The sequence below is a fragment of the Zongyangia sp. genome, from assembly GCF_965361945.1.
In genome coordinates this window covers 1-9745 of record NZ_CBDTOK010000125.1, presented here as the reverse complement: position 1 = coordinate 9745, position 9745 = coordinate 1, and the positions used below count along the sequence as shown (strand labels likewise).

Here is a 9745-nt window from a genome sequence, read left to right as displayed (position 1 = left end):
CCTGGCGGCCAACATGGCCATGGAAAATTCGGTGGTGGTCAAATCATCCGCTACGTCGTGCCCAGTGATTGGATTATGAACTCTACGCCATCCGGAAGAGAAACGATAGGTGATGTCGATGATCCTCTTAAAATCCTTGGGCCATTTTGGCTTAATGGCCGCCTCCAGCATGGCGCCCAACAGGCCGTGATGTTCCCCAAAGCCTTCGATGAGATCATCGGGCCGGGCAATCTCCCACGCCGTCAGAAGATGGACCTCAGCCCGGTCCGGCTGTTTGAGGCTCATATAGTCCATTACCGCCACCAGATGCAGGTAGATGGCGGGGATGGGGTAGTTTGCCGCGCCCATGGCAAGGGTGGCCTCCACAATGCCAGCGCTGCGGGCATATTCCTCTTTCAAATAGAGATAATGGGCCTGTACATACAGCGCAAAGGCCCGAAGTCCCGGCGGCAGCAGCGGCAGAAAGCTCTCAACCTCCGGCATTTCCTCCGGCAGTGGCAGATGGAGCAACACCGCCCCAGTCGACGCGATAAAAGCCGACGCAGCCCGGAACTGGGGCGACTGCTCCCCTGCGGCGGCAAGGAAGGTGTTCAGCTCCCCCAGAGCAAATCTAGCCCTCGGTATCTCTCCAATGGAGAGATTGGCGTAAGCGTAGAGCAGACAAGCGGAGAGCCGCGCTCCCATGTCGGGACTGGTGAGATAGGGCTCAGCCTCTTTTGCCGCCGCCTCCGGTTGGCCGCTGAAATAGTGATACTCGGCAAGGGCGATATCACGCTGAGGGCCCGCGGCCATCCCTTCCGCCGCTTCCCGGCAATGGCCCGGAGCAAAAGCCGTATTCATCAGTGGCATTAGATTGGTGTGATCCAGCGGACCGCCGGGAGCCATCTCTTCCGGAGCGGATTTTGTTTGCCGGCGTGTCCGGCGGGGATCGCCGGGCTTCTCCGCGTCATCCGGGATCGCCCATGACTTTCCAAACCTCTGGGCGCCGGGAATGCGGCCCTCGGCGCAGTATTGGTTGATCCTTCGTTCAGACACGCCCCATTTTTCCGCCGCTTCCCGGATAGAAAGATAACTTTTCATTCCGCCACCGCCTTTTAAAGGGGAATACCTCTGGGAGGACAATTTCGCATCTATCATTCTATCGTTCATAATTATATACGAATATCCGTAGATTTTCAAGGCTTTTTCCTACTGCGCGTATGGTTTGGAGCTCGCCTGCTAGTATGTTTGCTTGGTGATCATTCTAGATCATCAACTAGGATGACGACTGGGCGCCTTATGAATGGGGAACATCAAAAATAAGGAAGAACCCGTTGTTATAACAGGCCGACAGGGCGCCCTTCATGGAGAAGGGCGCCCTGTCGCGCTTTTGTTTATTTTATCTTCATCGAGATGTCAAAGCACTTCACCGAGTGGGTCAGGGCCCCCAGGGAGATGATATCCACCCCGGTTTCGGCCACCTGGCGGATATTCTCCAGGGTGATGTTGCCGGAGGCCTCCAGCTTGGCCCGTCCCCCTGTCATCTCCACCGCCTGGGCCATGTCGGAACAGTCCATATTGTCCAGCATGATGATGTTGGCCCCGGCGTCCAGGGCCTCCTGCAGCTCCTCAAAATTGCGGACCTCCACCTCGATGGAGAGCATATGGCCCGCCTTCTTCCGCAGGGCGGTGATGGCGGCGGTGATGGAGCCGTAGGCGTCGATATGGTTATCCTTGAGCATGGCGGCGTCGGATAGGTTGTACCGGTGGTTTCTCCCGCCGCCGCAGGTGACGGCGTACTTCTGGATGGGCCGCAGTCCCGGCAGGGTTTTGCGGGTGTCGGCGATGGAGGCGTTTGTCCCCTCCACCAGCTCCACGCACCGGTGGGTGGCGGTGGCGACGCCCGACATGTGCTGGACCAGGTTCAGGGCGGTCCGCTCCCCCTTGAGCAGGGCTACGGTGTGCCCCTCCATATCCAGGATCCGGTCCCCTCTTTTGACCGGGTCTCCATCCTTTTTATACAGCTGGAACTTCACCTCCGGGTCCAGCAGGGTGAAAACCCGCATGGCCACCTGGATGCCGCAGAGGATCCCGTCATCCTTGGAAACAAAATAGGCCTGGGTGACCGCTTCCGGGTCCAGCAGGTAATCGGTGGTCACGTCGATATAGTTAATGTCCTCTTTCAGGGCGGTTTTGATCAGATCGTCAATATAAAATTGGGGCAGGTTCATCTTTCTTCCTCCTTCTCGTATTTCTCCGCCACGTCCTGCAGCACCAGGCAGGCGATGGTGGCAAGGCTCAGGGCCTCAAAGTAATCGTGGTTGACCATATAGCCCCCCTCCAGCAGCATCCGCCGGATGTCCAAAATCCGGGAGAGGCCTTGGGCCGCCCGCTCCGGGTTGGGCACCACAAAATCAGCCTCCTGCATAATGGAGCGGATCTCGGTGCGCACCCCCTTGGGGATCCGGTTGAGCCTGCGGTCGGCAGGGAAGGTTGGATCGGGGAAGGTGGCGGGCTCTATTCTGCTGCGGCGGTTGATGTCCTCCGCCGCCGCGTGGGAGAAGACCAGCGCCTCTAAAAGGGAGTTGCTGGCCAGCCGGTTGGCGCCGTGGACGCCGGTGTGGGAGCACTCCCCGCAGGCATAGAGCCTGTCCACCGTGGTGGCGGAGCGCAGGTCCACGTCAATGCCTCCCATCAGGTAGTGCTGGCAGGGGTAGACGGGGATCCAGTCCCGGGTCAGGTCATAGCCCTCCACCAGCAGGGCCCCATAGATCATGGGAAACCGCTCCTTGATAAATTTCGGGTCTTTGTAGGAGATATCCAGGTAGAATTTATCGCTGCCCACCCGGCTCTGCTCGGCCATGATCCCCCGGCTTACCACATCCCGGGGAGCCAGCTCTCCCCGGGGGTCATACCGGGTCATAAACCGCTCCCCGTGGCAGTTGATGAGGTGGGCGCCCTCTCCCCGCACCGCCTCCGAGATGAGGAACTGCTCCCGGACATTGCCGGCAAAGGCGGTGGGGTGGAACTGGACAAAGCTCAGGTTCTTGATCCTGGCCCCCATTTGGTAGGCCAAGGTAATGCCGTCCCCGGTGGCGATGGCGGAATTGGTGGTGTACCGGTAGACCCGGCCGATGCCTCCGGTGCAGAGCATGACATACCGGGCGGCAATATAGCAGTGCTCGTTGTCGTGGTGCTCGTCGTCATACAGGGCGTCGATGGCGAAACCATCCCCCCGTTTTTCCAGGCCCACCACAATGGAATGCTCCCAAATTGTAATATTTGATCTGTTTTTTACGTTATGTATTAATTTGTTCACCATTTCCCGGCCGGTGGAATCCTTGTGATGGAGGACCCGGGGCTTGGAATGGCCGCCTTCCAGGGTCAGGTGGGTCTGCCCCTGTTCGTCGGTGTCAAATTCCACCCCCAGCTCCATGAGATGCCGGACCTCATTGGGGCCTTCATTGCACAGTTTTTCCACAGCGGCCAGGTTGTTTTTGTGCCTTCCGGCAACCAATGTATCCTGGATGTGATGGCTTACGTCGTCATAGTCGGGCCGGGTCACCGCCGCCACCCCTCCCTGGGCCAGGGAGGAATTGCTTAAAGTGATCTCCCTTTTGCAGATGAGCAGCACCTTCAGCCTTTCATCCAGCTGCAACGCCCCATATAGGCCTGCCACCCCGGTTCCCACAATCACCACATCGTAATTTTGTTCCATAGTCCGCTCCCCTCCGCCGTCATCTTTCGGCTTGGTATCTGTTTTATTGTATCACAAAGTTTTACCACCCGCACCCCTTTTTTCATCCCGTCATCCCCAGGCCCGGCAAATTCCGCCCCGGTTTTCATGGCGCGGTCTCCTCCGACGGCGCGGCTGTATAAAGGGCCCCTTTTCCGGGCATCCTTCCAGGGAAACCATGGATTCCCGCCTCCCTTGACAAAGGCTGGCGGGGATGCTATAATCTAAATCACACTAAAATACTAGGAATTAGAATGGAGGCGTATCAGATGGCCAATATCTACAGATCTTTGGAAGAGCTCATCGGCAACACGCCGCTATTAGAGCTGATAAAAACAGAAAAAAAGCTGGGCCTTGGCGCCCATGTGCTGGCGAAACTGGAATATTTTAACCCCGCCGGCAGCGTCAAGGACCGGATTGCCTATGCCATGATTATTGACGCGGAGGAAAAGGGCCTGCTCAAGGAGGGCTCCGTCATCATCGAGCCCACCAGCGGCAACACCGGCATCGGCCTGGCCAGTGTGGCGGCGGCCAGGGGATACCAGGTGATCCTGACCATGCCTGAGACCATGAGCCTGGAGCGGCGCCGGCTTCTGGCCGCCTACGGGGCCCAGCTGGTCCTTACCGACGGGGCCAAAGGGATGCGGGGGGCCATTGAAAAGGCCAAGGAGATCGCCTCCCAGACCGACAACGCCTTTATCCCCAGCCAGTTTGAGAACCCGGCCAACTCGGCGGCCCATCGGAGCACCACCGGCCCGGAGATCTGGCGGGACACCGACGGCGCGGTGGATATCTTTGTGGCCGGTGTGGGCACCGGCGGCACCATCACCGGGGTGGGGGAATTCCTCAAAAGCCGCAAGCGGACGGTTCAGGTGGTGGCGGTGGAGCCGGCGGATTCCCCTGTCCTTTCGGGCGGCAAGCCGGGGCCTCACAAAATTCAGGGCATCGGCGCCGGCTTTGTGCCGGATGTGCTGCGGCGGGGCATCTATGACCAGGTGATCCCTGTGGGGAACGAGGAGGCCTTTGCCGCCGCCCGGGAGCTGGCCCGCACCGAGGGCATCCTGGTGGGCATTTCCTCCGGCGCCGCCCTTCACGCCGCCTACGCTCTGGCTCGGCTGCCGGAGCACAAGGGCAAGACCATTGTAGCCCTGCTGCCCGATACCGGCGACCGCTATCTTTCCACCCCTGTCTTTGATGACCCTTCCTCTCCCGGCGGCCGGTAACGGCTGAGGCGGGGCAGCGGTGTCCTCCAGCCCGGGACTTCTATGGGGATCGGACAGTGCCCTTTTTCTCGAGGCTGATCCGCCGGCGGAGAATTTTTCCTCATGCCTTGACACGGCTGTGTCAAATGTGGTATTATATTTAGGCACTCAAAAGGTAGAATCTGTTTTGGGTGATCAGGTGCGCCAATAGCTCAGCTGGATAGAGTGTTTGGCTACGAACCAAAAGGTCGGGGGTTCGAGTCCCTCTTGGCGCGCCACAGGATTGAGCCTGGACGTTTATGGCGTTCCAGGCTCAATTTTTTATTTTGCCGTTTCCGTGAAAATCCAGGTTGTCAAGACCACAAAACCCGCCGCAAACCATTTTTCGTTTGCGGCGGGTTTTTTGTTTGATCAAGAACTTGGCTGGCCGGTCCTTTTTTATGCTTATTTTTAGCCCATGGCCACATATCCATAGGTCTTGCCGGAGAAGTTGAGCCGGAGGAAGCGGCTGTCCAACGGGGTGGATTGGTGATGGGTGACGGTAAAGCCGCCGCTTGCCACCCTGAGCCCCAGGGAGCCAGTGTCGGTGCAGGCAAAGGCGGCGAAGACCTCTCCGACACCGTCTTCGTTGACCGGATCCACCGGCATTTCGTCCTGGGCGAAGACAGCGCAGAACTTTGGGGTAAAGCCCACCGAAATGGTCCGGGTCAGGGCGTTATTTCCCACATAGGTGCCCACAGCCAGTTTGGGGGCGCCGTTCCATTTGCTCCGCTCCGAGGATGTGATGTGAAGGGTGGTGTCGGCGGTATGCTCCCCCACGGCCTGATCCAGCTTCTGGTTGTCGCTGTTAAAATCGTCCATCCTGGGCTTGTCGGTGAGCACCCATTGGTTGAGGGAGAGATGCTCGGTTTTGTTGGTGCTGGCCACAAAAATTCCCCCTTACGAGAAGATTTCAAATTCCATCCAGTTAAGGTTTTGACTGTTCCACTGGTTCCAGGTGAAGTCCTTGCCCTGGAACACCGTCCAGGTCAGGGTGCCCAGGTTAAAGAGCACCTCCAGATGGGCGGGCAGAAGGTCCAGGGCCTCCCGCCGTATCCGCAGATACTGGGCCGGGTCGGAAAAGGCGGTGTCATCGCTGAGGATGAGCTGCTCCGCCCCGAAATTTTCGGTGATCTGGGCGGTAAGTCCCAGAGCCGCCAGCCCCCGGAGCATCCCTTCCCGGTTAAAATCGTCGGGCCGGTGGGCAAAGCGGTAGAGAAGCATCTCCCGCCGTTTCTCCAGCTCCATTTCCTCCGGCTGGCGGGCCCCTGCCAGAGCCTCCATCCGGGCGATGCCCTCCTGGCCGGCGGTCTGGAGAAAGCCCTCGGTGAGAAGGCTGTCTATGGCTTCCCCTACCTCATCCAAAAACTGGGCGTAACAGGAAAGCTCCCGGGAGATGAAGCTGCCCTCCCCAAGATTGTAGAGCCCCAGGGGCCGCAGGGCGTCTTTCATGGATTTTAGGCTGTTCATAGGTCCTCCTCGCCTTTCGCCGTCACCGTAAAGGTGGGCCGGATCACCTGGGTTTCGGTGGGGATCACGTCGGAATCCGGCGCTGTCACCTGAAAATTATCTACTCCTTGTATATGAATAAGGCAAGTATACAAATCGATAAGCTTCAGCGGCTGGGATACCCCCAGCCGTCCCCCGAAATCCTCCAAAGCGGCCTGGGCGGCTTCCTCCACCTGCTCCGGGACAAAGCCGGAGGCGGCGGTGAGGGAGACCGAGACGCTGACGGATTTTGCCTCGGCCTGGGAGACCGCCGCGTCCACCCCGATCTCTCGCTGGGACGCCACGGCCTCGGAGATTTCCGAAAGCCGCCCGGTGTCGGAGGAACCTACATCCACCATGATATCCACCGTGCCCCGGCCCCGCTTTCTGGGAATGACGTGGGCCGACCGGACAAAGGGGAAGGACATGGCCAGGTTATAGTAATAGGCGGCGTTGGTGCCGTTTGCCACCGAAGCGTAGGCGGCCAGCAGCCGCTCCCGGAGGGCTTCGTCGTCCTCCTCATCGGCGCCGCCGGCAAAGGGGGCTGGATTTTCCACCTGGGCGATGCCCTGGGGCGGGGTCACCAGGACGGTGACCGCCCCCGCCGCCACGTTGCCCATCCGCCCCCCGTCCACCGCCTGGGCCGGAATATCCACCTGGGTCTGGCCCGCCTCAAGGGTGCCGTTGGCCGTGGTGGCAAAGCGGACCGGCTCCTCCCCGCTGGTGCAGCAGAGGGTGCCCTGGGGGATGGAGATGTCATAGGCGGCGGCGGTATCCCGGGAAAACCGGAGGACTCCCGCGGCGGGGACCGCCTCCTTCCGGACAAGGCCCCGGGTCTGGGCGTGGCGGTCCAGATATTCCCCCTGGGCCGTGTCGGGGAAGAGCATCCGCCCGGCGAAGTCCAGCTTCTCATGGAGGGCGGAAAGCTCCTGGGCCAACAGGCACAGGCGGACGTATAAGTCCCCCGCCTCTTTGGGGCTGTAGCCGCTGATGGCCTGGAAGCCATCGTTCATTTCATTTAAGAGCTCCTCATAGGAGCGTGGGGCAAACTCATTGGCCATAGGGCACACCTACCTCGATTTCATATTCTCCCACCGCAAGCTGCAGCCTGATGGAAATGGTGAGGCTCTCCCCCTGCTGGACGGTGGAGACCTCCCCCACCTGGACGTTGTCCAGGCTTTCTAAAGCCTCCCGGACCATGACGGCGGCGGTGAGGTCCCGATTTTCCCCGCTGCCGGAAATTTCCCGCAGCCGGCTGCCCAGACCGGGGAGAGGGGCAAAGCCGCCCCGCCGGGCGCACAGGCAGAAAAAGACCCGGTTGATGGTTTCCTCCACCCCGTCCACCACCTGGGGGATGCCCCGATGGTCGGGGACAAAGTCCCCGTTTTGGATGCGCATTTCCATGGGCACACCTCCTTTCTAAGGGGCAGTCAGTCCCCGCTGCTGGAGCCGGGGACAAATTGGCCGCCTTTGGTAATATGGGCGCCGTTGAGCCAGATGGTGCCGTCCTGACAAAGCTTGATTCTGGCCCCTGACGGCACCGAGATTTCCACCTCCCCCGGCAGAAGCCCCCCGGCCGGGGGCGTGCGGACGCCGCAGAGGACCTGGCCCTCCGCTGTGTCCAAAAGGAGCACCCCGCTGCCCTCCGGCGCCTCAAAGCGGTAGCCATAGGGGCCGTAGACGGGGGCTTCCCGCAGCTCTGCCCCGCCGCCGCCTCCAAAGCCGGCCCCTCCCGGGAGGGTGACCCGGCCGGCGGATGCTCCTTTAGGGGATGCTGGGCGTCGTGACAGCCACATAGCTTTCCTCCTTTTCTTCGGTGAGATCCATTTCCAGATGCCGTTTGTCCTGGAGCACCGCCCTGGTCTGCCAGCCCCCGGAGGTCAGGGAGATGGTCCGCCGGGTGGCAATGAGCTCCCCGTCGTAGTCCTTCATGGGCTCGAAGATACATAGGTCCAAAAGCCCGATGGCGGAAGGGGTGGCGGCGTCCACCAAGACCGAGAAATACTCCTCCATGGAGCTGCGGATCCGCAGCTTGGCGTTTCGCACCGGGGCGTCGGCGTACTCCTTGGGGGTGGTGAGATACCGCCGCCGGGAGATGCCGGATTTCTCCGCCACCGGGTTTCGGACGCAGGTGGAGTAAAGGCCGTTTTCATCGGCGATGAGCACCTGGGAGATGGGGGCCATCCGGTCATAGCGCACCTCATAGCCGGTGTAGCGGACAGCTCCCGGCCGGGTGTTGGAGAGATGGACCCGGCGCTGGGATTTCAGATAGGTTTCGATGTCGATGATCCCCCCGGGGAGGATCCGGGGATAGGCGCCGGTGGTCTTGTCCAGAAAGGAGGTCAGCACCTCCCACTCGCTCATCCCCTTGCCCACCACAAAGCTGGAAAGTGCCTGGCGGTGGCCCCGGATCTCTGTAAAGCCGTGGGGCGCGAGATGCCGCCGGAAGATATCCTCCGCCGTGGTGCGCTGATAGGTCTGGGGCCGGGCCTCGTTGTCCAAAAGCAGGGCCCCCCGGCTTCTGGCCCGCAGCCGGGTAAAGGCGCCCTGGCTGTTTTCGATGGCCTGCTGCCGGTCGGCAAAGCCGTCAAAGAGGAGGGAGTCCCCATCGTAGATAAGGATATCCGTCACCGGCTCGTAGATCAGGTCGGAGACGGTAAGGTCCAAGGCGGCGGCAGGGACAAAAAGGCCCTCGTCCAGAGAGAAGGCGAAGATCTGCCGGGGGCGGATGAGCCTGCCCTCCGCCGTGTACAGGGCGGCCCTCATGAGAGCACCCCGCCCATGGAAAGGCTGTTGCCGCCGGAGATCTTCCGCTCCATATCCTCTACAAAGGAGAAGGCGTAGCGCAGGGTGTGAAGGGGGCCTTCCCCCAGCACCTTCAGGCTTTCAAAGTAGGCATAGACCGGGGTAAAGGAGGGGACGATCAGCTTTCCCGAGCCCTCGGTGAGAAAGACCTTGCGCAGGCTTTCAAACTGGGCCCTGCAATTTTCCCCGAAAAACTCCCCCTCCCCCTGGATTTTGGCCCCAGTCTGGCCCCAGTCGCTGATGATGGTGCCAAAGCCCCGGGCCTGACGGGTGCGCAGGTCCCGGCCCAGGGTGATTTCGATTTTCACCGGGTTGTAAGGCCAGGTATAGCTTTTAAATTGCATCAGTTCCAATGGGATTCCTCCTTGACGCCATGTTATTCCTCCAGAGGGACGCCGTAACGCCGAGCGTCCAGCATAATTTCGTCGGAGATTTCCTCCGCCAGACCCCGCCGGTCCGGGATCATGCGGGATACCGGCGAAGCGGAGATGGTGAG

12 protein-coding genes and 1 tRNA gene are annotated in these 9745 nt (G+C 60.6%); 2 read left to right on the top strand and 11 right to left on the bottom strand.

Going from position 1 to position 9745, the window contains the following annotated elements; translation table 11 throughout:
* The 4 genes from ACZ25G_RS08160 to ACZ25G_RS08145 form a co-directional block, all read right to left on the bottom strand.
* A partial coding sequence (locus tag ACZ25G_RS08160) for a helix-turn-helix domain-containing protein (protein WP_463682115.1) occupies positions 1-1080 on the bottom strand: 1080 nt, incomplete at its 3' end.
* A gap of 293 nt (positions 1081-1373) precedes the next feature.
* On the bottom strand, positions 1374-2210 hold the full coding sequence (gene nadC, locus ACZ25G_RS08155; RefSeq protein ID WP_463682114.1) for a carboxylating nicotinate-nucleotide diphosphorylase: 837 nt from the start codon (positions 2208-2210) through the stop codon (positions 1374-1376).
* Positions 2207-3697 (bottom strand): L-aspartate oxidase, encoded by a 1491-nt coding sequence (nadB, locus tag ACZ25G_RS08150; RefSeq protein WP_463682113.1) that lies wholly within the window; start codon positions 3695-3697, stop codon positions 2207-2209. The genes nadC and nadB overlap by 4 nt, the downstream gene beginning before the upstream one ends.
* A complete protein-coding gene (locus ACZ25G_RS08145) occupies positions 3673-3825 on the bottom strand; it encodes a hypothetical protein (RefSeq protein ID WP_342681261.1) in 153 nt (50 codons plus the stop codon). The genes nadB and ACZ25G_RS08145 overlap by 25 nt, the downstream gene beginning before the upstream one ends.
* 159 nt (positions 3826-3984) lie before the next feature.
* Between ACZ25G_RS08145 and cysK the strand changes: the two genes are divergently transcribed.
* Together cysK and ACZ25G_RS08135 are read left to right on the top strand one after the other, a co-directional pair.
* Entirely contained in the window at positions 3985-4938 is a 954-nt protein-coding gene (cysK, locus tag ACZ25G_RS08140; protein ID WP_463682112.1) for a cysteine synthase A, read from the top strand.
* A gap of 180 nt (positions 4939-5118) precedes the next feature.
* Positions 5119-5195: transfer RNA gene (locus ACZ25G_RS08135), tRNA-Arg, on the top strand.
* Between the two features lie 172 nt (positions 5196-5367).
* Here the strand turns inward: ACZ25G_RS08135 and ACZ25G_RS08130 are convergent.
* From ACZ25G_RS08130 to ACZ25G_RS08100, 7 genes are read right to left on the bottom strand one after another with little or no spacing between them, the layout of a single operon-like run.
* Complete coding sequence (locus ACZ25G_RS08130) at positions 5368-5844, bottom strand: hypothetical protein (RefSeq protein WP_191510307.1); 477 nt, start codon at positions 5842-5844, stop codon at positions 5368-5370.
* A gap of 12 nt (positions 5845-5856) precedes the next feature.
* A complete protein-coding gene (locus ACZ25G_RS08125) occupies positions 5857-6426 on the bottom strand; it encodes a hypothetical protein (protein WP_463682111.1) in 570 nt (189 codons plus the stop codon).
* The gene (locus ACZ25G_RS08120) at positions 6423-7505 is read right to left on the bottom strand and encodes a baseplate J/gp47 family protein (RefSeq protein ID WP_463682110.1); all 1083 of its coding nucleotides are present in this window, start codon (positions 7503-7505) and stop codon (positions 6423-6425) included. The genes ACZ25G_RS08125 and ACZ25G_RS08120 overlap by 4 nt, the downstream gene beginning before the upstream one ends.
* Entirely contained in the window at positions 7495-7848 is a 354-nt protein-coding gene (locus ACZ25G_RS08115; RefSeq protein WP_463682109.1) for a hypothetical protein, read from the bottom strand. The genes ACZ25G_RS08120 and ACZ25G_RS08115 overlap by 11 nt, the downstream gene beginning before the upstream one ends.
* A gap of 26 nt (positions 7849-7874) precedes the next feature.
* The gene (locus tag ACZ25G_RS08110) at positions 7875-8240 is read right to left on the bottom strand and encodes a hypothetical protein (RefSeq protein ID WP_463682108.1); all 366 of its coding nucleotides are present in this window, start codon (positions 8238-8240) and stop codon (positions 7875-7877) included.
* Entirely contained in the window at positions 8209-9210 is a 1002-nt protein-coding gene (locus ACZ25G_RS08105) for a hypothetical protein (RefSeq protein WP_463682107.1), read from the bottom strand. Before ACZ25G_RS08105 ends, ACZ25G_RS08110 begins: the two co-directional genes overlap by 32 nt.
* Positions 9207-9602 (bottom strand): hypothetical protein, encoded by a 396-nt coding sequence (locus ACZ25G_RS08100; protein ID WP_342681268.1) that lies wholly within the window; start codon positions 9600-9602, stop codon positions 9207-9209. The genes ACZ25G_RS08105 and ACZ25G_RS08100 overlap by 4 nt, the downstream gene beginning before the upstream one ends.
* Positions 9603-9745 lie beyond the last annotated feature (143 nt).